A 24704-nucleotide genomic window follows, 5' to 3' on the forward strand; every position below is an offset into this window, starting at 1 on the left:
AACTCGAGCGAATTAACGGGGAATTGTACCCAAGCGCTGGCCGGGGTGCGATGTCGAAGGTGTTTAAAGCCGTGATATTGGTCGCGTTAGGGTCATCTGGCGGCCAAATCGTTCAATTCGAAGGGGCTGTGTTGTGTTGTGTCCGGCCTTGATCATGTATTTATTCCTTTTTTATCGGCATCCCTGATGCGCGGACCGCTCGGCCGTGCTTCAGCCTGTACAATGCATTCTTTCCAAGTATCAGCTTTAACCTGTGAGGTTTGCGTTTTGACTGTTCCGGTTGTTTCGAATTCCACTCCGGGCTCGCTTTATGTAGTGGCGACTCCTATCGGCAATCTGGACGACATGAGCGTGCGGGCATTGAAGGTGTTGCGTGAAGTCGCGCTGATTGCAGCTGAAGACACGCGCCATTCTGCACGGCTGATGCAGCACTTCGGGATATCCACTCCGTTGGCCGCCTGTCACGAGCATAACGAACGTGATGAGGGTAGTCGGTTCATAACGCGTCTGCTGGCTGGCGATGATGTGGCGCTGATTTCCGACGCGGGCACGCCGCTGATCTCTGATCCCGGTTATCACCTGGTACGCCAGGCGCGTGCTGTAGGTGTACCGGTTGTGCCCGTGCCGGGCGCTTGCGCCCTGATCGCCGCTCTTTCTGCGGCCGGGCTGCCTTCGGACCGATTCATTTTCGAGGGCTTTCTTCCCGCCAAGGCTGCAGGGCGCAAGGCAAAGCTTGAGCGAGTAAAGGAAGAGCCGCGCACGCTTATTTATTATGAAGCGCCGCACCGGATTCTTGAGTGTCTGCAAGACATGGAGCAAGTCTTCGGTGCCGACCGTCAGGCCTTGCTGGCACGTGAAATAACCAAAACTTTTGAAACGCTCAAGGGTCTGCCTTTGGGTGAGCTGCGGGCTTTTGTCGAGGCTGACAGTAATCAGCAGCGTGGCGAATGCGTGGTGCTGATAGCCGGCTGGACGCCACCCGAGGACGAGGATGTCATTGGTGAGGAGGCGCGCCGCATACTGGATTTACTGCTTGCAGAGATGCCTCTCAAGCGCGCCGCAGCCTTGGCAGCCGAAATAACCGGCGTGCGCAAGAACCTGCTTTATCAGGTGGCACTGGAGAAACAGAAGGAATGATGGGTTGCCTTTGAGGGGGTGGATAACGGGGGCAAGTGCGCCCCACGTGCTATTAAAGCTTGTTCTTGAAGGCATGTGCCGCTAACCTTGGCGGCGGAGAGTCGATTGGACAGTCGCTGCCTCTTGTTGTTCCGCAACAGGGGGGGGAGGAAAGTCCGGGCTCCATAGGGCGGAGTGCCAGGTAACGCCTGGGAGGCGTGAGCCTACGGAAAGTGCCACAGAAAATAACCGCCTAAGCACTTCGGTGCCGGTAAGGGTGAAAAGGTGCGGTAAGAGCGCACCGCACGTCTGGTAACAGTTCGTGGCAAGGTAAACCCCACTCGGAGCAAGACCAAATAGGGTTCCTAGGCGTGGCCCGCGCTGGAACCGGGTAGGTTGCTAAAGACGTCCAGTGATGGCCGTCGTAGAGGAATGACTGTTCTCGACAGAACCCGGCTTACAGATCGACTCTCCACCTTTTTTCTCACCCTTCGTTTCAAGCAGCAAAACCCTCTCGTAATACCAAAAAAATCTTACAGCTCATAAATCACATTAACTTTGAATCGCAACGATTTGAGTTGTGTGGGATTTATCTGTCAGATCGTTCGTAAAATTACCCTTTTATACCCAATACCTCTCCTAAATCTCCGAAATGTAAGGGTTTTCCTTAAGACCGTGCCTTGACGGTGTGGTGGGCGCGTTCCTATAGTGTGCACAAGTGGCAGAAAGTGGCACGAAGTGGGTTTTTTCAGCGCAAAAAGCTAAAATTCGGAGAATGCGCCTGTGTTCCGTGGTGCCAACGCGATCAATCTCGATGCCAAGGGCCGTCTCGCTATGCCGAGCCGGTACCGTGACGAGTTGGATTCGCGTAGTGCCGGGCAACTTATCGTGACCATTGATGCCGTTGATCCCTGTCTTTGCCTGTACCCGCTTTCCGAATGGGAGCTGATAGAGGCAAAACTTCGTGATCTGGCGACGTTTCGTGAAGAGAACCGTCGTCTGCAAAGGCTTTTGATTGGTAATGCTGTCGATCTGGAACTCGATGGCAGCGGGCGTTTTCTGGTGCCGCCACGCTTGCGCGAATACGCCAGGCTGGACAAGCGCGTAATGCTGGTGGGCCAGCTCAACAAGTTTCAACTGTGGGACGAGGACGCCTGGAACGCTCTTGCTGATGCTGACCTGGCTGCCATTCAAAAACCTGGCGCTATGCCCGACGAATTACGTGATTTGATCCTGTGACTATGAACAGCGGCTTTACCCACATCACCGTGCTGCTTGAAGAAGCCGTGGAGGCTCTCGCGGTGCGTGCCGATGGCTGCTATCTGGACGGCACGTTCGGACGTGGCGGGCATAGTCGTCTGATATTGAGCCAGCTTGGCCCTGATGGTCGGCTTCTTGGGTTCGACAAGGACCCTCAAGCGATTGCCACAGGGCAAGCGCTAGCGGCCGAAGACGGCCGCTTTGTCATTGTGCAGCGCAGCTTTGCCGAATTGGGATCCGAGGCTCAGGAACGCGGTTTGGCGGGCAAGGTCAGCGGTATTCTGCTGGATCTGGGCGTTTCGTCCCCGCAGCTGGATGACCCCGAGCGCGGCTTCAGTTTCATGAACGACGGCCCGCTGGACATGCGCATGGACCCAACCCGCGGCGTGAGCGCTGCCGAGTTCATCGCGACTGCACCCGCTGAAGAAATTGCCCGCGTATTCAAGGAATACGGCGAAGAGCGGTTTGCCAAGCGCATGGCTAATGCCGTCGTCGCGCGCCGTGAAGTCCAGCCTTTCGAGCGTACCGCTGATCTGGCAGAAGTGCTCAAGGTCGCCAACCCTGCCTGGGAGAAGGGCAAGAATCCTGCAACGCGAGCCTTTCAAGGGCTGCGTATTCACGTGAACAACGAACTGGGTGATCTGGAAGCCGGTCTTGAAGCCGCACTGGATGCCCTTGAAGTCGGTGGTCGCCTCGTCGTCATCAGTTTTCACTCGCTGGAAGACCGTATCGTCAAATTGTTCATGCGCAAGCTCGCCAAGGGCGAAGCCGACAACATGCCACGCAATCTGCCGATCCAGTTCAAACCGTTCGAACCGAAAATCAAAATTCCCGGCAAGGCTCAATTCGCCTCGGATACCGAAACCAAAGCCAACCCGCGTTCGCGCAGCGCTGTCATGCGCGTAGCGGAGAAGCTCAGGTGAGCCGTCTGTTTCTGAAACCTTTGCCCGGTGGCAGCTTCATTATGCTGCTGCTGTTCATTGCTGTCCTGATTTCAGCGATTGGCGTTTCCTATAGCGCACATTGGAATCGTCAACTGCTCAACTCGCTGTACTCGGAAATGAGCGTGCGCGACAAGGCGCAGGCAGAGTGGGGCCGGCTGATCCTTGAGCAGAGCACCTGGACTGCACACAGCCGCATCGAGAATCTGGCCACCGAACAGCTGAAAATGCGCATTCCAAGCGCTGCAGAAGTGCGGATGGTGGCGCCATGATGAAACTTGAAGGCGCGCTTTATCCGTGGCGTTTTCGCGTGGTCGTGGGGCTGCTGGTGTCCCTTGTGCTCGCCATTTGCTGGCGCATCGTTGACCTGCAGGTTATCGACCACACCTTTCTCAAGGAGCAGGGCGATGCCCGCAGCCTGCGGCATATTCCGATTCCGGCTCACCGTGGCCTGATCACCGACCGCAACGGCGAGCCGCTTGCCGTGAGTACTCCGGTGACGACGCTGTGGGCCAACCCGCGCGAAATGCAGCAGGACAAGTCCAAGTGGCCGATGCTCGCAGCGGCTACCGGGCAGGATCTGAAAGCGTTGACTGATCGCCTGGAATCGCAATCCACCAAGGAATTTATCTACCTTGTTCGTGGCATGACGCCGGAGCAGGGCCAGGCAGCACTGGATCTGAAAGTCCCTGGCGTTTACGGCATCGAAGAGTTCCGCCGTTTCTACCCGGCAGGGGATGTTACCGCGCACATGGTTGGTTTTACCGACCTTGATGACCACGGTCGCGAAGGTGTCGAGTTGGCTTATGACGACTGGCTTGCGGGAGTGCCTGGCAAGCGTCAGGTTATCAAGGACCGGCGCGGCCGACTGATCAAGGATGTTCAGGTGACCAAGAATGCCAAGGCCGGAAAGACCTTGGCTTTGTCTATTGACCTGCGTCTGCAATACCTGGCAACCCGTGAACTGCGCAACGCCATCGTGGAAAACGAGGCCAAGGCAGGCAGCATGGTGATCATGGACGTCAAGACCGGTGAAGTTCTGGCGATGGTCAATCAGCCGACCTATAACCCGAACAATCGCCGCACCATGGTGCCTGCTGCCATGCGCAACCGGGCAATCATTGACGTGTTCGAGCCGGGCTCGACCATGAAACCGATCTCCATGACTGCAGCGCTGGACAGTGGCCGCTGGAAGCCCACCGATAAGGTCGAGGTTTATCCAGGCACACTGCAGATCGGTAAGTACACGATTCGTGACGTGACCAAGACCGAGGGCCCGATCCTCGATCTGACCGGCATCCTGATCAACTCCAGTAACGTTGGCATGAGCAAGGTCGCGTTCGATGTGGGCGGCGAAGCGATCTTCCGTGCCATGCAGCGCGTTGGTTTTGGTCAGTACACCGGCCTCGGCTTCCCTGGCGAGCGCGTTGGCAACCTGCCCAACTATCGCGAGTGGCGCAAGGCCGAGACCGCCACGCTGTCCTATGGCTACGGTCTGTCAGTTACCGCTTTGCAATTGGTACACGCCTATGGCGCGCTGGCCAACAACGGCCGCATCGTGCCACTGACCATTTTGAAAACGGATAAAGAGCCGGAATCGACCCAGGCCATTCCCGAGAAAACCGCCAAAACCCTGCAGGGCATGTTGCAGCAGGTTATCGAAGACCCACGCGGTGTGTATCGCGCTCGTGTGCCGTCCTATCACGTCGGCGGCAAGAGTGGTACGGCGCGTAAGACGTCGATCGGCACCAAGGGCTATGCGGAGAACTCCTATCGCTCCCTGTTCGCCGGTTTCGGCCCGATGAGTAACCCGCGTTATGCCATCGTCGTGGTCATCGACGAGCCGAGCAAGGGCGGTTACTACGGTGGTCTGGTTTCGGCTCCGGTATTCAGCAAAGTCATGTCCGGTACGTTGCGTTTGATGAACGTCACGCCTGACAACCTTGCTCCACCGGAACAAGTCAATGCAGCACCGGCAGCCAAAGGAGGGCGTGGTTGATGGCCTTTAATCTGAGCAAGATTTTCGCTCACACGGACCGCGACCCCTTGATTCGCGAGTTGACTCTCGACAGCCGCAATGTCCGTCCGGGTGATCTGTTTCTGGCCGTGCCGGGTATCAAGGTCGATGGCCGTGCGCATATTGCCGACGCGCTCAAGCGTGGCGCTGCGGCTGTGGCGTACGAAGTAGAAGGCTCGACCGTTCTGCCGATCACTGACGTGCCGCTGATCCCGGTCAAGGGGCTCGCCGCGCAGTTGTCCGATATTGCCGGCCGCTTCTACGGCGATCCGAGCCGCAGCCTGAATCTGGTAGGCGTTACCGGCACCAACGGCAAGACCAGCGTCACTCAACTGGTTGCCCAGGCGCTTGATGCACTGGGTCAGCACTGCGGCATCGTCGGCACGCTGGGCACAGGCTTCTACGGCGCGTTGCAAAGCGGCCGTCATACCACGCCTGACCCGATAGCCGTTCAGGCGACGCTGACCGACCTTAAAAAGGCCGGTGCGCGCGCAGTGGCAATGGAAGTGTCGTCTCATGGGCTGGATCAAGGGCGGGCGACGGCGCTGGCGTTTGATGTGGCGGTGCTGACCAATCTGTCCCGTGATCACCTGGATTATCACGGCACCATGGAAGCGTACGCTGCCGCCAAGGCCAAGCTGTTTGCGTGGTCCAACCTGAAATGCCGGGTAATCAATCTGGATGATGCTTTCGGTCGTGAACTGGCCGGTATCAAGCAAGAGTCGCGGTTGATCACCTATAGCCAGCTGGACAGCTCGGCCTACCTGTATTGCCGCGATGCGAAATTCGATGACGATGGCGTGCGCGCTACGCTGGTCACGCCTCAGGGCGAGCACTTCCTGCGCAGCAGCCTGCTGGGTCGCTTCAACCTGAGCAACGTGCTGTCTGCGGTCGGCGCTTTGCTGGGCCTGAATTACGCGCTGGACGAAATTCTCAAGGTGTTGCCGAAACTCGAAGGCCCGGTCGGGCGCATGCAGCGTCTGGGCGGTGCCGACAAGCCGCTGGTGGTTGTCGACTACGCGCATACTCCGGATGCGCTGGAAAAAGTCCTCGAAGCGCTGCGCCCGCACGCAAAAGGCCGCCTGTTGTGCCTGTTCGGCTGCGGCGGTGATCGCGATCGCGGCAAGCGTCCGCTGATGGCTGAAGTGGTCGAACGCCTGGCCGACGGTGTGTGGGTCACCGACGACAACCCGCGCTCCGAATCGCCAGCCAGTATTTTTGACGATATCCGCCCTGGCTTCGCTGCTGCTGACAAGGTGCGCTTCATCGAAGGTCGCGGCCAGGCCATTGCCCAGTTGATTGCCAGCGCCAATGCCGATGATGTCGTAGTCCTGGCCGGTAAAGGGCATGAGGATTATCAGGAGATCGACGGTCAGCGCCATCCGTTCTCTGACCTGCAAGAAGCTGCCAAGGCGCTTGCTGCGTGGGGGCCTGCGAATGATTAAGTCAATGACATTCAGCGAACTGGTCGTGCCGCTTGACGCCCGTCTGGTCGCTGGCGACTGCAGCTTTGACGGTGTGAGCACCGACAGCCGTGGTATCCAGCCGGGCCAGCTGTTTGTGGCCCTGACCGGGCCGCGCTTCGACGGCCATGAGTACCTTGAGCAGGTGGCTGCCAAAGGTGCGGTCGGTGCTCTGGTCGAGCGCGAAGTGCAGGGCGCAAGCCTGCCGCAACTGGTCGTGATCGATACCCGCAAGGCGCTCGCGCAATTGGGCGCAATGAACCGCAATGCGTTCATCGACAAGCCGGTTGCAGCGATGACCGGTTCCAGCGGCAAGACCACGGTCAAGGAAATGCTCGCGAGCATCCTGCGTACGCGCGGCACTGTGCTGGCCACTCGTGGCAATCTGAACAACGAGCTGGGCGTGCCATTGACGTTACTGGAGCTGGCTCCCGAGCACAGTGCGGCGGTCATCGAACTGGGTGCATCGCGGGTGGGCGAAATTGCCTTCACCGTGAGCCTGACCAAGCCACACGTTGCCATCATTACCAACGCTGGAACCGCCCATGTCGGCGAGTTTGGCGGACCGGACAAAATTGTCGAGGCCAAGGGCGAGATTCTGGAAGGACTCAATGCCAGCGGCACCGCGGTGCTGAATCTGGAGGACAAGGCTTTCCCTGTCTGGCGCAAGCGTGCCGGCAATCGCAACATTCTGACCTTCGCACTGGCTGACCCTGCGGCGGATCTGCACGCCAGCGACCTTAGTAATGATGCCCGCGGCTGCCCGGGCTTCACCATCAACAGCCCGCTCGGCGTCGCCCAGGTTCAGTTGAATCTGTTGGGCGCGCATAACGTGACCAACGCCCTGGCGGCCGCGGCTGCAGCCTGCGCACTGGGCGTGACGCTGGAAGGCATTGTCGCGGGCCTGAACAACGTGCAGCCGGTCAAGGGCCGTGCGGTTGTGCAAATCGCCAGCAACGGCACGCGCATCATTGATGACACCTACAACGCCAACCCTGCCTCGATCAACGCAGCCGTCAACATCCTTACCGGTTTTACCGGTCGTACCGTGCTGGTGCTGGGCGATATCGGCGAGCTGGGCGAGTGGGCCGAACAAGGCCATCGCGACGTAGGGGCCTATGCCGCTGGCAAGGTCTCGGCGCTGTATGCCGTCGGCCCGTTGATGACTCATGCCGTCAGCGCCTTTGGTGAACATGCGTACCACTTTGCCAGTCAGGCAGAGCTGATCGCGGCGCTGGGCGCCGAGCAGGACCCTAATACCACTTTACTGATCAAGGGCTCGCGTAGCGCTGCGATGGAAAACGTCGTGGCTGCCTTGTGCGGTTCTAGCCTGGAGAAACATTAATGCTGCTGCTGTTGGCCGAGTTCTTACAACAGTTCTACAAAGGCTTCGCGGTCTTTCAGTACCTGTCCTTGCGCGGGATCCTTGGTGTGCTCACTGCGCTGACACTGTCGCTGTGCCTGGGCCCCTGGATGATTCGTACCTTGCAGATGCGCCAGATCGGCCAGTCTGTCCGCAACGACGGTCCGCAGTCGCACTTGTCCAAATCGGGTACGCCGACCATGGGCGGCGCGCTGATCCTCTCGTCCATCGGTATCAGTACGCTGTTGTGGGCTGACCTGAGGAATCGTTACGTTTGGGTTGTATTGCTGGTGACACTGTTGTTTGGCGCCATCGGCTGGGTCGATGACTACCGCAAGGTGATCGAAAAGAACTCGCGTGGCCTGCCGAGCCGCTGGAAGTATTTCTGGCAGTCGGTATTCGGCCTCTGTGCAGCGATCTTCCTTTATACGACTGCACCGTCGGCTACCGAAACCACGCTGATCGTGCCGATGCTCAAGGATGTGCGCATTCCGTTGGGTATCGGTTTCATCGTGCTGACCTATTTCGTGATCGTCGGCTCCAGCAACGCAGTCAACCTGACTGACGGCCTGGACGGTCTGGCGATCATGCCGACGGTGATGGTCGGCGGTGCGCTGGGCATCTTCTGCTACCTGTCGGGTAACGTGAAGTTTGCTGAATACCTGCTGATTCCCTACGTACCGGGGGCCGGTGAGCTGATTGTCTTCTCTGGTGCGCTGATTGGTGCGGGGCTCGGGTTTCTCTGGTTCAACACCTATCCGGCGCAGGTATTCATGGGCGACGTCGGTGCGCTGGCGCTGGGCGCTGCACTGGGCACCATGGCTGTGATCGTGCGTCAGGAAATTGTCCTGTTCATCATGGGCGGCGTGTTCGTGATGGAAACCCTTTCAGTGGTCATTCAGGTTGCGTCTTTCAAACTCACCGGTCGCCGCGTGTTCCGCATGGCGCCGATTCACCACCACTTTGAACTCAAAGGCTGGCCTGAGCCGCGCGTGATCGTCCGTTTCTGGATCATCACCGTGATTCTGGTGCTCATTGGCCTTGCCACACTGAAACTGAGGTAGAACGAGTGTCCCTGATCGTTTCCGACCGCTTCCGCATTGTTGTGGGGCTTGGCAAAAGTGGCATGTCCCTGGTTCGCTTCCTGGCGAACCGGGGCGTGTCCTTTGCCGTGGCCGACACGCGGGAGAATCCTCCTGAGCTGGCGACCTTGCGTCGTGACTATCCGCAGGTGGAAGTGCGTTGTGGCGAGCTGGACGTGGATTTCCTCTGCCGTGCCGACGAGTTGTACGTCAGCCCCGGTCTGGCGCTTGCCACACCGGCCTTGCAGCAGGCGCACGCGCGCGGCGTCAAGCTGTCCGGTGACATCGAGCTGTTCGCGCGTTACGCGAAGGCTCCGGTCATTGCCATTACCGGTTCGAATGCGAAAAGCACGGTGACAACGCTGGTGGGCGAAATGGCCGTCGCTGCCGGAAAACGCGTTGCGGTTGGGGGCAACCTTGGCACTCCTGCGCTGGACCTGCTCAGCGACGATGTCGAACTGTACGTAATGGAGCTGTCCAGCTTTCAGCTCGAAACCACCGACCAGCTCAACGCTGAAGTGGCAACCGTGCTGAACATCAGCGAAGACCATATGGACCGCTACAGCGGCCTGCCGGCTTATCACCTGGCCAAGCACCGGATTTTCCGTGGCGCGCGGCAAGTGGTGGTCAATCGTCAGGATGCGCTGTCCCGTCCGCTGATCGGTGAAGGCCTGCCTTGCTGGACGTTTGGTCTCAACAAGCCTGATTTCCACGGCTTTGGTCTGCGTGAAGAAAACGGCGAAAAATACCTGGCGTTCCAGTTCGAAAACCTGATGCCGGTACGTGAGCTGAAAGTTCGTGGTGCTCACAATCAGGCCAACGCCCTTGCTGCATTGGCGCTTGGGCATGCGGTCGGCCTGCCGTTCGATGCGATGCTCGCCAGCCTGCGCGAATTCACCGGGCTGGAGCATCGCTGCCAGTGGCTGCGTGAGCATGACGGCGTTCATTACTACAACGACTCCAAGGCCACCAACGTTGGTGCCGCACTGGCTGCCATCGAAGGCCTGGGTTCGGATATCGACGGCAAGCTGGTGCTGATCGCTGGTGGCGATGGCAAAGGCGCTGACTTCAGCGCATTGCGTGCGCCAGTCGCTGAGCATTGCCGCGCTGCGGTGTTACTGGGCCGCGACGCCGAGCTGATTGCTCAGGCATTGGGCGACGCCGTTACGCTGGTTCGTGTCGATACCGTGCAGGCCGCTGTCGAGCAAAGTGCCCGACTGGCTCAGCGTGGCGATGCGGTACTGCTTTCGCCTGCATGCGCCAGCCTGGACATGTTCAAGAATTATGAAGAGCGCGGACGTGTGTTCGCGCAGGCAGTGGAGTGCTTGTCATGATCTTCGGTGTGATCAAGCCTTATCCATCGCCACTGATAAGCGGGCGCGGCATTGACCTCGACTTCCCGATGCTGGTCGGTTGCCTGGCGTTGCTGGGCCTTGGGCTGGTAATGATTACTTCCGCCTCGTCGGAAGTTGCTGCAGTTCAGTCGGGCAACACGCTGTACATGATGACCCGTCACCTGGTTTATCTGCTGATAGGCCTGGGTGCCTGCGGCGTGACCATGATGATTCCGGTCGCCACCTGGCAACGCCTGGGCTGGATGATGCTGCTTGGCGCGTTCGGCCTGTTGCTGCTGGTACTGGTGCCGGGAATCGGGCGCGAGGTAAACGGTTCGATGCGCTGGATCGGTTTCGGCGCGTTCAACGTGCAGCCGTCGGAAATCGCCAAGGTATTCGTTGTGATCTTCCTTGCCGGCTACCTGATTCGTCAGCAGCAGGAAGTTCGCGAAAGCTGGATGGGCTTTTTCAAGCCGTTCATTGTGCTGTTGCCGATGGCCGGTCTGCTGTTGATGGAGCCTGACTTCGGTGCGACCGTGGTAATGATGGGCTCGGCCGCAGCCATGCTGTTTCTCGGTGGTGTCGGTCTGTTCCGCTTCTCGCTGATGGTGGTTCTGGCTGTGGCGTCGGTCGTTGTTCTGGTCCAGGCACAGCCTTACCGGATGGCGCGTCTGACCAACTTTACCGACCCGTGGGCCGACCAGTTCGGTTCCGGTTATCAATTGACCCAGGCGCTGATCGCCTTCGGTCGTGGCGAATGGTTCGGTGTCGGGCTGGGCAACAGTGTGCAGAAGCAGTTCTATCTGCCGGAAGCGCACACCGACTTCGTGTTCTCGGTGCTTGCAGAAGAGCTGGGCGTCGTCGGATCGCTGATCACCGTCGCACTGTTTCTGTTTGTCAGTATTCGCGGCATGTACATCGGCATGTGGGCCGAACGTGCCAAGCAGTTCTTCGGTGCCTATGTGGCCTACGGTCTGTCGTTCCTGTGGATAGGCCAGTTCCTGATCAATATCGGTGTGAACGTCGGTCTGCTGCCAACCAAGGGACTGACTCTGCCGTTCCTCAGCTACGGCGGCAGCTCGCTGGTGATCTGCTGCGCGAGTCTTGGCCTGCTGCTGCGCATCGAGTGGGAATCGCGCAACAACATGGGCAGCGAAGAAGCCGAGTTCAAGGAAAGCGACTTCGCCGAGGAGACGCCCCATGGACGCTAATGTGCTGATCATGGCTGGCGGCACCGGCGGGCATGTATTCCCGGCGCTGGCTTGTGCACGCGAGTTTCAGGCTCGTGGCTATAAGGTCCACTGGCTGGGCACGCCACGCGGAATCGAAAACGAACTGGTCCCGCAGGCCGGTCTGACGCTGCACCTTATCAATGTCACCGGGCTGCGTGGCAAAGGCCGGCTGTCGCTGCTCAAGGCGCCTTTCATGTTGCTCAAGGCCTTGATGCAGGCGCGCAAGGTTGTGCGTCAGGTGAAACCGGTCTGTGTGGTTGGCTTTGGTGGCTATGTCACCGGCCCTGGCGGTCTGGCGGCGAAGCTGGCAGGCGTACCTTTGATCATTCACGAGCAGAATGCCGTCGCCGGTACAGCCAATCGCAGCCTGGCGTCGTTCGCCAGCCGCGTGTGCGAGGCGTTCCCGAACACCTTTGCGGCCTCGTCCAAACGCCGCACCACCGGCAACCCGGTGCGTGTCGAGCTGTTTCTGGAAACACCGCGTCAGGCGCTGGCCGGACGCAAGGCGCGTCTGCTGGTGCTGGGCGGCAGTCTGGGCGCAGAGCCATTGAACAAATTGTTGCCCGAGGCGCTGGCCCGGTTGCCTCAGGACATCCAGCCCGAAGTGTTTCATCAGTCGGGCAAGAATCACGACGCAGTCACCGCCGAGCGTTATCGCAACGTGGGCGTCGAGGCGCAGGTTGCGCCGTTTATCCAGAACATGGCCCAAGCCTATAGCTGGGCCGATCTGGTGGTCTGCCGCGCAGGCGCATTGACCATCAGCGAACTGGCCGCCGCCGGTCTGCCGTCGTTGCTGATACCGCTGCCCCACGCGATTGATGACCATCAGTCACGTAACGCTGACTATCTGGCTCGCGAAGGCGCAGCCTTCGTCATGCCGCAAGCGACAACTGGCGCCGCCGAGATGGCAGCACGCCTGAAAGAGGTTTTGATGCAACCCGAACAATTGAACAGCATGGCCCGCACTGCACGTAGCCTGGCCAAGCCTGATGCAACCAACACCGTCGTCAACGTCTGCGTGGAGGTGGCCCATGGTTGAGAATCAACGCGCCATGCCACAACCTGAAATGCGCCGTATCCGTCGCATCCACTTCGTCGGTATCGGCGGCGTCGGTATGTGCGGGATTGCCGAAGTATTGTTGAACCTGGGCTACGAAGTCTCGGGCTCCGACCTCAAGGGCTCGGCCGTGACCGAGCGTCTGGAATCGTTCGGCGCGCAGATTTTTGTCGGCCATCGTGCCGAGAACACTGTGGGTGCCGACGTACTGGTGGTGTCCAGCGCTGTGAATACTTCCAACCCGGAAGTCGCTACCGCGCTGGAACGCCGTATTCCAGTCGTGCCTCGTGCCGAGATGCTCGCCGAACTGATGCGCTATCGCCACGGCATCGCTGTCGCCGGTACGCATGGCAAGACCACCACCACCAGCCTGATCGCTTCGGTGTTCGCTGCTGGTGGCCTGGACCCTACCTTTGTGATTGGCGGCCGTTTGAACGCCGCGGGCACCAACGCCCAGCTGGGCACCAGCCGTTACCTGATCGCCGAAGCCGATGAAAGCGACGCCAGTTTCCTGCACCTTCAGCCTCTTGTGGCGGTGGTCACCAATATCGACGCCGATCACATGGCGACCTACGAAGGCGACTTCAACAAACTGAAGAAGACCTTTGTCGAGTTCCTGCATAACCTGCCGTTCTATGGCCTGGCGGTCATGTGCATCGACGATCCGGTAGTGCGTGAAATTCTCCCGCAGGTCAAGCGCCCGACGTTGACCTACGGCTTCAGCGAGTCTGCCGACATACGTGCGATCAACGTGCGTCAGGACGGCATGCTGACATTCTTTACCGTACTGCGCCGCGACCGCGAGCCGTTGGATGTGTCGGTGAACATGCCCGGCAATCACAACGTACTCAACTCGCTGGCGACCATCGCTATCGCTACCGACGAAGGTGTCAGCGATGAGGCGATCGTGCAGGGCCTTTCGGGGTTCCAGGGCGTCGGTCGTCGCTTCCAGGTGTACGGCGAGCTGCCGGTCGAAGGCGGTAATGTGATGCTGGTCGATGACTACGGTCACCATCCGCGTGAAGTGGCTGCTGTGATCAGCGCCGTACGTGGCGGCTGGCCGGATCGTCGTCTGGTGATGGTCTACCAGCCGCACCGCTTCAGCCGCACCCGTGACCTGTACGACGATTTCGTACAGGTTCTGGCCGACGCCAATGTGTTGCTGCTGATGGAAGTCTACCCGGCGGGTGAAGAGCCTATTCCCGGCGCCGACAGCCGCAATCTGTGCCACAGCATTCGTCAGCGCGGTCAGCTGGACCCGATCTACATCGAGCGCGGCGTCGAGCTGGCACCGCTGGTCAAGCCGCTGCTGCGCGCTGGCGACATTCTGCTGTGCCAGGGCGCTGGCGATATCGGCGGTCTTGCTCCACAACTACTGAAAAGCCCGCTGTTCGCTGGCGCAAAAGCGGCCCCTACCGAAGGGAAGCTGAAATGACAGCCGTCACCCTGTCTTCCCTGCGCTCGACACTCGAGCCGAAAAGCTTCGGTCGTGTCGCCGTGCTCTTTGGTGGCAAGAGTGCCGAGCGTGCAGTCTCCCTGAACTCGGGTAATGCCGTGCTCAAGGCACTGCTCGATGCTGGCGTGGATGCGTTCGGCATTGATGTGGGCGATGACTTCCTGCAGAGACTGGTCAGTGAAAAGATCGACCGTGCCTTCATTGTTCTGCACGGGCGAGGCGGCGAAGACGGCACCATGCAAGGCCTGTTGGAATGCCTAGAAATCCCTTATACCGGTAGTGGTGTACTGGCTTCCGCGCTGGCGATGGACAAGTTGCGCACCAAGCAGGTCTGGCAGAGTCTCGGCCTTGCAACGCCCTTGCATGCTGTTCTTGGAAACGAGAGCGATTGTATTTGCGCAGCGACGGAACTGGGCTTCCCTTTGATCGTCAAACCGGCCCATGAAGGTTCAAGTATCGGTATGGCAAAGGTGAACAGCGTCGATGAATTGATCGCCGCCTGGAAAGCCGCCAGTACCTACGATTCGCAAGTATTAGTCGAACAGTGGATTCAGGGACCTGAGTTCACTGTGGCGTCTCTGCGTGGCCAGGTGTTGCCTCCCATTGGCCTGGGCACTCCTCACAGTTTTTATGATTACGATGCCAAGTACCTGGCGTCCGATACTCAGTACCGGATCCCTTGCGGGCTTGGCGATGCGCAGGAACAGGAACTCAAACAACTTGCAGCACGCGCTTGCGACGCCATCGGTATTGCAGGGTGGGCGCGCACGGATGTCATGCAGGACGCACAAGGCAAGTTCTGGTTACTGGAAGTGAATACCGTGCCCGGCATGACCGATCACAGTCTGGTGCCAATGGCTGCGCGTGCTGCAGGTCTGGATTTTCAACAACTGGTGTTGGCGATTCTGGCCGACAGTGTTCAGGCGAGAGGGTAAGGCATGTACGGCGCGTCGGCACGTCCTCAGCCACCTGCACCCGGCCGCAACAAGCCGGTGCCGCGTGGTGCCAGCCGAATGGTGGCCAAGGAGCCTCTGTCGGCGCGCCTGCCCAAGGCTAACTTCAGTGTTCTGAAGCGTCTGCTCTGGCCTGTGTTGCTGGTGGTTCTGGGCTTCGGCACTTATGAGGCAGCGCAACGTCTGCTGCCGTACGCCGACCGCCCGATTACCCGCATCAATGTGCAGGGCGATTTGAGTTACATCAGCCAGCAGGCTGTGCAACAGCGGATTGCGCCTTATGTGGCGTCGAGCTTTTTCAAGATCGATCTGACCGGCATGCGCACCGAGCTTGAGCAGATGCCCTGGATCGCCCACGCCGAAGTTCGTCGTGTATGGCCGGATCAGGTTGTGATTCGTCTTGAAGAGCAGTTGCCGGTTGCCCGTTGGGGTGATGAAGCGCTGTTGAATAACCAGGGGCAGGCTTTCACGCCGCGTGAACTGTCCAATTACGAACATCTTCCCCAGTTGTTCGGCCCGCAGCGGGCCCAGCAGCAGGTGATGCAGCAGTATCAGGTGTTGAGTCAGATGTTGCGCCCGCTGGGCTTCTCCATCGTGCGCCTGGAGCTGCGCGAGCGCGGCAGCTGGTTCCTGACGACAGGCGCCGGTAGTGCTGGCCCGGGAATCGAATTGTTGCTTGGACGCGACCACCTCGTCGAAAAAATGCGCCGTTTCATCGCGATTTACGACAAAACGCTGAAAGAACAAATCACGAATATCGCGCGCGTCGACTTGCGTTACTCCAACGGCCTTGCGGTCGGTTGGCGCGAACAGGCAGCGGCAACGACGGACAAACCCGCCGTCGCGAAGAATTGATAAGAGGCAGGACCATGGCAAACGTGCAAAGCGGCAAAATGATCGTCGGGCTGGATATCGGTACCTCCAAGGTGGTGGCACTGGTAGGCGAAGTCGCGGCCGATGGCTCGCTGGAAATCGTGGGTATCGGTACCCATCCCTCCCGCGGCCTGAAGAAGGGCGTGGTAGTGAATATCGAGTCGACTGTGCAGTCGATCCAGCGTGCAATCGAAGAAGCGCAGCTGATGGCGGGTTGCCGTATTCACTCGGCATTTGTCGGCGTTGCAGGCAGCCACATTCGCAGCCTGAATTCGCACGGCATCGTGGCGATTCGTGATCGCGAAGTCAGTTCTGCGGACCTGGAGCGTGTGCTCGATGCTGCTCAGGCGGTGGCCATTCCTGCCGACCAGCGCGTGCTGCACACCCTCCCTCAGGATTACGTGATCGATAACCAGGAAGGCGTGCGTGAGCCTTTGGGCATGTCCGGTGTACGTCTGGAAGCCAAGGTTCACGTCGTGACCTGCGCAGTGAATGCCGCGCAGAACATCGAGAAGTGCGTGCGTCGCTGCGGTCTGGAAGTCGACGACATCATTCTTGAACAACTGGCGTCGGCGTATTCCGTACTGACCGATGACGAGAAAGAGCTGGGCGTGTGCCTGGTGGATATCGGTGGTGGTACGACCGACATCGCGATCTTCACCGAAGGCGCCATTCGTCACACGGCGGTTATCCCGATTGCGGGCGATCAGGTCACCAACGACATCGCCATGGCGTTGCGTACCCCGACCCAGTACGCCGAAGAAATCAAGATTCGCTACGCCTGCGCCCTGGCCAAACTGGCCGGTGCCGGTGAAACCATCAAAGTACCGAGTGTGGGCGACCGTCCACCTCGCGAGCTGTCGCGTCAGGCCCTGGCCGAAGTGGTAGAGCCTCGTTACGACGAGCTGTTCACGCTGATCCAGGCCGAGCTGCGCCGCAGCGGTTACGAAGACCTGATCCCGGCTGGCATCGTGCTGACCGGGGGCACAGCGAAAATGGAAGGTGCGGTCGAACTGGCCGAGGAAATCTTCCACATGCCGGTGCGCCTTGGCGTGCCGCACAGCGTCAAAGGGCTCGCTGATGTCGTGCGCAACCCTATCTACTCGACCGGCGTAGGCCTGTTGATGTACGGGCTGCAAAAACAGTCGGACGGCATTTCACTGTCCGGGATGGTCGGCAACAGCAGTTACAGCGACGAAACCAAGGCACCGGTGCTTGAGCGTATCAAGCGTTGGGTGCAGGGCAATTTCTAAGTTTCAACGTTTAAAAGTTTCACAGCTTCAGATTCAGGGCTTCAAAAGCAATATCGGCAGGCAGTAGGCAAAACTAACTAGAAAGCGGAAGGAGAGAGAAATGTTCGAACTCGTAGACAACGTCCCGCAAAGCCCGGTTATCAAAGTTATCGGTGTAGGCGGTGGTGGCGGAAACGCTGTCAATCACATGGTCAAGAGCAACATCGAAGGCGTGGAATTCATCTGCGCCAACACAGATGCTCAAGCGCTGAAAAACATTGGCGCGCGGACCATTCTGCAACTGGGCACCGGCGTGACCAAAGGCCTTGGCGCTGGCGCCAACCCTGAAGTCGGTCGTCAGGCCGCACTGGAAGATCGTGAGCGCATTGCAGAAGTTCTGCAGGGCACCAACATGGTTTTCATCACCACTGGCATGGGCGGCGGTACCGGTACCGGTGCAGCACCGATCATTGCTGAAGTGGCCAAGGAAATGGGCATTCTGACGGTCGCAGTCGTGACCCGTCCGTTCCCGTTCGAAGGTCGCAAGCGTATGCAGATCGCCGATGAAGGCATCCGCATGCTGTCCGAAAGCGTCGACTCGTTGATCACTATCCCCAACGAGAAGCTGCTGACCATCCTGGGCAAGGACGCCAGCCTGCTGTCGGCTTTCGCCAAGGCTGACGATGTACTGGCCGGTGCCGTTCGCGGTATCTCCGACATCATCAAGCGTCCGGGCATGATCAACGTCGACTTCGCCGACGTCCGCACCGTGATGAGCGAAATGGGCATGGCGATGATGGGTACTGGCTGCGCCAGCGGTCCTAACCGTGCGCGTGAAGCCACCGAAGCGGCCATTCGCAACCCGTTGCTCGAAGACGTCAACCTGCAGGGCGCTCGCGGCATCCTGGTCAACATCACTGCCGGTCCTGACCTGTCGCTGGGTGAGTACTCGGACGTGGGTAGCATCATCGAAGCGTTCGCTTCCGAGCACGCGATGGTCAAGGTCGGTACGGTTATCGATCCGGACATGCGTGACGAGTTGCACGTGACTGTGGTTGCCACCGGCCTGGGCGCGAAAATCGAGAAGCCGGTCAAGGTCATCGACAACACGCTGCAGACCACCCAGCAGGCTCCTGCCCAGCAGGCGTCGCGCCAGGAAGCACCTTCGGTCAACTACCGCGATCTGGACCGTCCTACCGTGATGCGCAATCAGGCACACGCAGGCGCTACGGCAGCGGCGAAGATGAACCCTAACGATGATCTGGATTACCTGGATATCCCGGCTTTCCTGCGTCGTCAGGCCGATTGATGAAATGTATCAGGGGTATTAGGGTGATTGGTGTTCAGCAAAGGCATGGTCTGCTATCATCGCCAGCCTTTGTTGATACCAGTTCGCAACTTGCGCTGAAGCGGCCCATGCCATGATTAAACAACGCACCCTGAAAAATATTATCCGTGCCACAGGTGTAGGCCTGCACTCCGGGGAGAAGGTTTACCTGACCCTCAAGCCCGCACCTGTGAATACCGGCATTGTGTTTTGCCGAGCTGACCTTGACCCCGTCGTGCAGATCCCTGCGCGTGCGGAAAACGTCGGCGACACCACTCTGTCGACCACTTTGGTCAATGGTGATGTCAAAGTTGACACGGTAGAACACCTGCTCTCGGCCATGGCTGGCCTTGGCATCGATAACGCCTACGTCGAGCTCTCTGCCTCCGAAGTTCCTATCATGGACGGCAGCGCAGGCCCTTTCGTATTCCTGATTCAATCGGCTGGCCTGGAAGAACAGGACGCGCCGAAGAAATTCATCCGCATCCTGCGTGAAGTCACAGTGGAGGAGGGCGGTAAACGCGCTACTTTCGTGCCTTTCGAAGGGTTCAAGGTCAGTTTCGAGATCGATTTCGATCACCCCGTCTTCCGTGATCGCACCCAAAGTGCAAGCGTGGACTTTTCCAGCACTTCCTTCGTGAAGGAAGTCAGCCGTGCCCGGACCTTCGGGTTCATGAGTGACATCGAGTACCTGCGCAAGCACAACCTCGCACTCGGCGGCAGTGTGGAAAACGCCATCGTGGTCGACAAGGACGGCGTACTGAACGAAGACGGCCTGCGTTACGAGGACGAATTCGTCAAACACAAAATCCTCGACGCCATCGGTGACCTTTACCTGCTGGGCAATAGCCTGATCGGTGAGTTCCGTGGCTTCAAATCGGGGCATGCACTGAACAATCGTCTCCTGCGCACGTTGATCGAGCAGAAAGACGCTTGGGAAGTGGTGACTTTCGAGGATGCCAGTACGGCACCTATTTCCTACATGCGCCCTGTCGCGGCCGTGTAGGCAAGCTTTACTCTCTTTCCTTTTGTTCTTTAAAGGCTGCCTTCGGGTGGCCTTTTTTTATCTGCTTCATTGGACAAAGCCAGTTGCGCAGAGGATCTGGCGAAAATCACTCAGACGTTATTTCTTGTCCTTGGCATGGCTGGCCAGCCGCTCAAGTGCTGCCCGCAGCTTGGGATCAGTGATGCCCTCGGCGGTGGCCTGAATGTTCTCGGCGGCAATCGAAGACAGGTCGATGGTGTGCGTGGCCGCTCCGCGCGGGGCTTCAGGTGGCTGCACCCTGAAGACAATGCGCGTCAGGTTGATGAATTCGTCGAAGGCCATCAGTTGCCGGTGCAGGCGCTTCTGCTGATAGCGCAGGCGCGTGGCCCAGTGACCATCCGTCACGATCAGCAACAAGGTGCCTTCGCGCCACGAGGCCACACGACAGTGCTCGCGCGCGGCTGGTTGCAGCTGACTTTCGAGCAGGCGCTGCAAATGGCTAAGGCGTTCGGCGTGACGAAAGATAGCCTTCAGAGGCTTGGCTTCACGCAGCAGAACCGCGGGCGGGCGGGCGTTCAGAGGACGAAAGGCCATGGTGGAGTGCCTGGTAACAAGATGAACATCTTAACAGAAAGCGTTCTAACGGCTGCTTTTCAGGGCATTTCCGTGCTTTCATATGCAAATCAATGAGTAACTTCCCCGGATTATGGGTTGAAGTGCTTGAAATTGGCCCCATTGTAAACCTGCCCCATAACAGCGCTGTGCCAGCATCGTGGAATAACGCCACTTTCCTCACCATCGTTTCCGGGTAGAATGCTCGTTCGCATGCGGCCATCTGGGCTGCACGGGCGACTCACGGGGCCGCCCTCCATTCCTATGTGTGGAAGATCCTGTCGATATGTTTGCGCCTTTGTTGAAAAAACTTTTTGGAAGCAAGAACGAGCGTGAAGTAAAACGCATGCTCAAGACGGTACAGATCGTCAATGCCTTCGAAGAGCAAATGGTGGCCCTTTCGGACGAGCAATTGCGCGCCAAGACCGAAGAGTTCAAGGCCCGCATAGCCAAAGGCGAGACCCTCGATCAATTACTGCCGGAAGCCTTTGCTGTAGCTCGTGAAGCGGGCAAGCGCGTCATGGGCATGCGCCACTTCGACGTTCAGTTGATCGGCGGTATGACCCTGCACGAAGGTCAGATCGCGGAAATGCGTACCGGTGAAGGTAAAACCCTGGTCGGTACGTTGGCTGTGTACCTCAATGCGCTTTCCGGCAAGGGCGTTCACGTAGTCACCGTGAACGACTATCTCGCTCGCCGAGATGCCAACTGGATGCGTCCGTTGTACGAATTCCTCGGTCTGACCGTAGGCATCGTCACACCATTCCAGCCGCCGGAAGAAAAACGCGCTGCTTATGCTGCCGACATCACCTACGGCACCAATAACGAATACGGCTTCGATTACCTGCGCGACAACATGGCGTTCAGCATGGACGACAAGTTCCAGCGCGAACTCAATTTCGCCGTAATCGACGAAGTCGACTCGATTCTGATCGACGAAGCGCGTACGCCGCTGATCATCTCCGGTCAGGCCGAAGACAGCTCCAAGCTGTACACCGAAATCAACCGCCTGATCCCCAAGCTCGAGCAGCATATCGAGGAAGTGGAAGGCGAAGTCACCAAACCGGGCCACTTCACCGTTGACGAGAAAACCCGTCAGGTTGAGCTGAACGAAGCCGGTCACCAGTTCATCGAGGAAATGCTCACCGAAGTCGGCTTGCTGGCTGAAGGCGAGAGCCTGTACTCGGCGCACAACCTGGGCCTGCTGACTCACGTTTATGCGGGTCTGCGTGCGCACAAACTGTTCAACCGCAACGTCGAGTACATCGTTGCAGACGGCCAGGTTCTGCTTGTCGACGAGCATACCGGCCGTACCATGCCGGGCCGTCGCCTGTCCGAGGGCCTGCATCAGGCCATCGAAGCCAAGGAAAACCTGAACATTCAGGCCGAAAGCCAGACCCTGGCATCGACCACGTTCCAGAACTACTTCCGTCTGTACAACAAACTGTCCGGCATGACCGGTACGGCTGACACCGAAGCGTTCGAATTCCACCAGATCTACAACCTGGCCGTCATGGTCATCCCGCCGAACAAGCCGTTGGCGCGTAAAGACTTCAACGACCTCGTCTATCTGACGGCGGAAGAGAAGTACGCAGCCATCGTTACCGACATCAAGGCCTGCATTGCAGAGAACCGTCCGGTGCTGGTAGGTACGGCGACCATCGAAACCTCGGAACACATGTCCAACCTGCTCAAGCAGGAAGGCATCGATCACAAGGTTCTGAACGCCAAGTTCCACGAAAAAGAAGCAGAAATCATCGCGCAGGCCGGTCGTCCGGGTGCTTTGACCATTGCTACCAACATGGCGGGTCGCGGTACCGACATCCTGTTAGGCGGTAACTGGGAAGTAGAGGTCGCCAATCTGGAAGATCCGACCCCTGAGCAGATCGCACAGATCAAGGCTGACTGGCAGAAACGCCATCAGCAGGTGATCGAAGCGGGTGGCTTGCACGTTATTGCCTCCGAGCGCCACGAATCGCGCCGTATCGACAACCAGCTGCGTGGCCGTGCCGGCCGCCAGGGTGACATCGGTTCCAGCCGTTTCTACCTGTCGCTCGAAGACAGCCTGATGCGTATCTTCGCCTCGGACCGCGTGAAGAATTTCATGAAGGCGCTGGGCATGCAGTCCGGTGAGGCTATCGAGCACCGCATGGTGACCAACGCCATCGAAAAAGCGCAGCGCAAAGTGGAAGGTCGCAACTTCGACATCCGCAAGCAATTGCTCGAGTTCGATGACGTGGCCAACGAGCAGCGCAAAGTGATCTATCACATGCGTAACACGCTGCTGGCTGCCGAGAACATTGGTGAGACCATCGCTGACTTCCGTGAGGAAGTGCTCAACAATCTCATCAGTCAGCATATTCCGCCGCAATCCCTGCCGGAGCAGTGGAACGTTGCCGGTCTGGAAGCCGCGCTGAACACCGACTTTGCCGTCAAACTGCCCGTCCAGCAGTGGCTGGACGAAGACGATAACCTGCACGAAGACAGCCTGCGCGAAAAAATCATGGCGCAGTTGCTGGTGGCGTACAACGAGAAGGAAGACCAGGCCAGCGCCGAAGCCCTGCGTTCCTTCGAGAAGCAGATCCTCCTGCGCGTGCTGGACGACCTGTGGAAAGATCACCTGTCGACCATGGACCACCTGCGTCACGGTATCCACCTGCGCGGCTACGCTCAGAAGAACCCGAAGCAGGAATACAAGCGCGAGTCCTTCACGCTGTTCCAGGAGCTGCTGGATTCGATCAAGCGCGACACCATCCGTGTGCTTTCGCATGTTCAGGTTCGTCGCGAAGATCCAGAGGAAGAAGAGGCGCGCCTGCGTCAGGAAGCCGAAGAACTGGCCAGTCGTATGCAGTTCGAACACGCTCCTGCGCCGGGCATCGACCAGCCGCTGCCGGATGAAGAGGGTGGCGAAGCGCCTGTAGCCGTTGCATCCGAGCCGGTTCGCAACGACCAGAAGCTGGGTCGCAACGAGCTGTGCTGGTGTGGTTCGGGCAAGAAATTCAAACACTGTCACGGCCAGATCAACTAAGTCTTTGACTGTGTAATACCTGCGCCGCGACCGGCTTGCCCGTCGCGGCGTTTTTTCATTGATCGCCGTACCGATGCGGACGGCGCCATACTCCTTGAGGAGCACCCCGATGGCTGTTGGTCTTGGTCCTTTGCCTGCGTTGCACCCGGTTCCCGGTTTTGAACTTGGCATTTCTTCTGCCGGCATCAAACGCCCGGGGCGCAAGGATGTTGTGGTCATGCGCTGTGCCGAAGGCTCCAGCGTTGCCGGTGTATTCACCTTGAATGCGTTCTGCGCCGCGCCGGTCATTCTGGCCAAGCAGCGTGTTCAGGGGACGGTGCGTTATTTGCTGACCAACACCGGCAATGCCAACGCGGGCACGGGCGAACCAGGTCTGGTTGCTGCGCGACGTACTTGCGAAAAGCTGGCGCAACTGACCGGCGTCGATGCATCAGCAGTGCTGCCTTACTCAACGGGCGTGATCGGCGAGCCGTTGCCTGTGAAAAAAATCGAAGGCGCGCTGCAAGCCGCGCTTGATGATCTGTCTGTGGATAACTGGGCCGCTGCGGCGACCGGCATCATGACCACCGACACCCTGCCCAAAGGCGCGAGCCGTCAGTTCACCCACGATGGCGTAACCATCACAGTAACCGGCATCAGCAAAGGCGCAGGCATGATTCGCCCGAACATGGCGACCATGCTTGGCTACATCGCCACCGACGCCAAAGTGTCGCAGAGCGTACTGCAGGACCTGATTCGCGACGGAGCCAACAAGTCCTTCAATCGCATCACTATCGATGGCGATACCTCGACCAACGATTGCTGCATGCTGATTGCCACCGGTCAGGCTGATCTGCCCGAGATCACCGAGGCCAAGGGCCCGTTGTTCGACGCGTTGAAGAAAGCCGTGTTCGACGTGTGCATGGATGTCGCTCAGGCCATCGTTCGTGATGGCGAAGGTGCGACCAAGTTCGTGACGGTAGAAGTCAATGGTGGCGGCAATCATCAGGAGTGCCTGGACGTCGGTTATGCCGTGGCCCACTCGCCGCTGATCAAGACCGCGCTGTTCGCCTCCGATCCGAACTGGGGACGTATTCTGGCGGCTGTCGGCCGCGCTGGCGTGCCGGGCCTGGACGTGAGCAAGATCGACGTATTCCTGGGCGGCGTATGCATTGCCAGCCAGGGCTGCCGCGCCACGACCTACACCGAAGAGCAGGGCTCGACGGTAATGGCCGAAGAAGAAATCACCATTCGTATCGAGCTGGGTCGCGGTGATTGCAGCGAAACCATCTGGACCACCGACCTTTCTCACGAATACGTGAAGATCAACGCGGAATATCGCACCTGATTCAATGCCCGGCGCGCGGGCATCCTGCCCTCGCGCCGGGCTCAAT

General features: G+C 58.9%; 20 protein-coding genes and 1 other RNA gene. 20 read left to right on the forward strand and 1 reads right to left on the reverse strand.

Annotated features, from left to right (window positions below; translation table 11 throughout):
• Positions 1-267 precede the first annotated feature (267 nt).
• The 18 genes from rsmI to lpxC all read left to right on the forward strand — a co-directional run bounded on the left by rsmI (position 268) and on the right by lpxC (position 19712).
• Entirely contained in the window at positions 268-1137 is an 870-nt protein-coding gene (rsmI, locus tag LJU29_RS05730) for a 16S rRNA (cytidine(1402)-2'-O)-methyltransferase (protein WP_029240916.1), read from the forward strand.
• A gap of 97 nt (positions 1138-1234) precedes the next feature.
• An RNA gene (rnpB, locus tag LJU29_RS05735) (RNase P RNA component class A) lies at positions 1235-1592 on the forward strand.
• 307 nt (positions 1593-1899) lie between these two features.
• A complete protein-coding gene (gene mraZ / locus LJU29_RS05740; RefSeq protein WP_002555055.1) occupies positions 1900-2355 on the forward strand; it encodes a division/cell wall cluster transcriptional repressor MraZ in 456 nt (151 codons plus the stop codon).
• 2 nt (positions 2356-2357) lie between these two features.
• Positions 2358-3299 (forward strand): 16S rRNA (cytosine(1402)-N(4))-methyltransferase RsmH, encoded by a 942-nt coding sequence (gene rsmH, locus LJU29_RS05745; protein ID WP_005754012.1) that lies wholly within the window; start codon positions 2358-2360, stop codon positions 3297-3299.
• Positions 3296-3589, forward strand: coding sequence for a cell division protein FtsL (gene ftsL, locus LJU29_RS05750; RefSeq protein WP_002555053.1), 294 nt, complete (start codon positions 3296-3298; stop codon positions 3587-3589). Before rsmH ends, ftsL begins: the two co-directional genes overlap by 4 nt.
• Positions 3589-5316 carry a peptidoglycan D,D-transpeptidase FtsI family protein gene (locus tag LJU29_RS05755; protein ID WP_004666184.1) on the forward strand — a complete coding sequence of 576 codons (1728 nt, stop codon included), beginning with the start codon at positions 3589-3591 and terminating at the stop codon, positions 5314-5316. Before ftsL ends, LJU29_RS05755 begins: the two co-directional genes overlap by 1 nt.
• Positions 5316-6779 carry a UDP-N-acetylmuramoyl-L-alanyl-D-glutamate--2,6-diaminopimelate ligase gene (locus LJU29_RS05760; RefSeq protein WP_257111762.1) on the forward strand — a complete coding sequence of 488 codons (1464 nt, stop codon included), beginning with the start codon at positions 5316-5318 and terminating at the stop codon, positions 6777-6779. The genes LJU29_RS05755 and LJU29_RS05760 overlap by 1 nt, the downstream gene beginning before the upstream one ends.
• Positions 6772-8142, forward strand: a complete 1371-nt coding sequence (locus LJU29_RS05765; RefSeq protein ID WP_122322699.1) for a UDP-N-acetylmuramoyl-tripeptide--D-alanyl-D-alanine ligase — start codon at positions 6772-6774, stop codon at positions 8140-8142. The genes LJU29_RS05760 and LJU29_RS05765 overlap by 8 nt, the downstream gene beginning before the upstream one ends.
• Positions 8142-9224: a phospho-N-acetylmuramoyl-pentapeptide-transferase gene (gene mraY, locus LJU29_RS05770; protein WP_257111763.1), complete on the forward strand. Its 1083-nt coding sequence runs from the start codon at positions 8142-8144 to the stop codon at positions 9222-9224. The genes LJU29_RS05765 and mraY overlap by 1 nt, the downstream gene beginning before the upstream one ends.
• Before the next feature lie 5 nt (positions 9225-9229).
• Positions 9230-10576 (forward strand): UDP-N-acetylmuramoyl-L-alanine--D-glutamate ligase, encoded by a 1347-nt coding sequence (gene murD / locus LJU29_RS05775; RefSeq protein ID WP_005780968.1) that lies wholly within the window; start codon positions 9230-9232, stop codon positions 10574-10576.
• On the forward strand, positions 10573-11787 hold the full coding sequence (ftsW, locus tag LJU29_RS05780; protein ID WP_002555047.1) for a putative lipid II flippase FtsW: 1215 nt from the start codon (positions 10573-10575) through the stop codon (positions 11785-11787). Before murD ends, ftsW begins: the two co-directional genes overlap by 4 nt.
• Positions 11777-12847 (forward strand): undecaprenyldiphospho-muramoylpentapeptide beta-N-acetylglucosaminyltransferase, encoded by a 1071-nt coding sequence (gene murG / locus LJU29_RS05785; RefSeq protein ID WP_004666182.1) that lies wholly within the window; start codon positions 11777-11779, stop codon positions 12845-12847. Before ftsW ends, murG begins: the two co-directional genes overlap by 11 nt.
• A complete protein-coding gene (gene murC / locus LJU29_RS05790) occupies positions 12840-14300 on the forward strand; it encodes a UDP-N-acetylmuramate--L-alanine ligase (RefSeq protein WP_005745009.1) in 1461 nt (486 codons plus the stop codon). Before murG ends, murC begins: the two co-directional genes overlap by 8 nt.
• Positions 14297-15256 (forward strand): D-alanine--D-alanine ligase, encoded by a 960-nt coding sequence (locus LJU29_RS05795; RefSeq protein WP_004666181.1) that lies wholly within the window; start codon positions 14297-14299, stop codon positions 15254-15256. The genes murC and LJU29_RS05795 overlap by 4 nt, the downstream gene beginning before the upstream one ends.
• Positions 15257-15259: 3 nt before the next feature.
• Positions 15260-16129, forward strand: a complete 870-nt coding sequence (locus tag LJU29_RS05800) for a cell division protein FtsQ/DivIB (RefSeq protein ID WP_004666180.1) — start codon at positions 15260-15262, stop codon at positions 16127-16129.
• Positions 16130-16143: 14 nt separating this feature from the next.
• On the forward strand, positions 16144-17400 hold the full coding sequence (ftsA, locus tag LJU29_RS05805) for a cell division protein FtsA (RefSeq protein ID WP_002555042.1): 1257 nt from the start codon (positions 16144-16146) through the stop codon (positions 17398-17400).
• A gap of 100 nt (positions 17401-17500) precedes the next feature.
• Positions 17501-18688 (forward strand): cell division protein FtsZ, encoded by a 1188-nt coding sequence (gene ftsZ, locus LJU29_RS05810; RefSeq protein WP_002555041.1) that lies wholly within the window; start codon positions 17501-17503, stop codon positions 18686-18688.
• 112 nt (positions 18689-18800) lie between these two features.
• Positions 18801-19712, forward strand: coding sequence for a UDP-3-O-acyl-N-acetylglucosamine deacetylase (gene lpxC / locus LJU29_RS05815; RefSeq protein ID WP_002555040.1), 912 nt, complete (start codon positions 18801-18803; stop codon positions 19710-19712).
• Between the two features lie 117 nt (positions 19713-19829).
• Here lpxC and LJU29_RS05820 read toward each other — a convergent pair whose 3' ends face one another.
• Positions 19830-20285 carry a DUF721 domain-containing protein gene (locus LJU29_RS05820; RefSeq protein WP_005733432.1) on the reverse strand — a complete coding sequence of 152 codons (456 nt, stop codon included), beginning with the start codon at positions 20283-20285 and terminating at the stop codon, positions 19830-19832.
• Positions 20286-20589: 304 nt separating this feature from the next.
• On the opposite strand from LJU29_RS05820, the gene secA reads away from it, so the two are divergent.
• Positions 20590-23331 carry a preprotein translocase subunit SecA gene (gene secA, locus LJU29_RS05825; protein WP_257111764.1) on the forward strand — a complete coding sequence of 914 codons (2742 nt, stop codon included), beginning with the start codon at positions 20590-20592 and terminating at the stop codon, positions 23329-23331.
• Positions 23332-23440: 109 nt separating this feature from the next.
• The gene (argJ, locus tag LJU29_RS05830) at positions 23441-24658 is read left to right on the forward strand and encodes a bifunctional glutamate N-acetyltransferase/amino-acid acetyltransferase ArgJ (protein WP_257111765.1); all 1218 of its coding nucleotides are present in this window, start codon (positions 23441-23443) and stop codon (positions 24656-24658) included.
• Positions 24659-24704 lie beyond the last annotated feature (46 nt).

Source organism: Pseudomonas ficuserectae, from assembly GCF_024584585.1.
Taxonomy (GTDB): domain Bacteria; phylum Pseudomonadota; class Gammaproteobacteria; order Pseudomonadales; family Pseudomonadaceae; genus Aquipseudomonas; species Aquipseudomonas amygdali.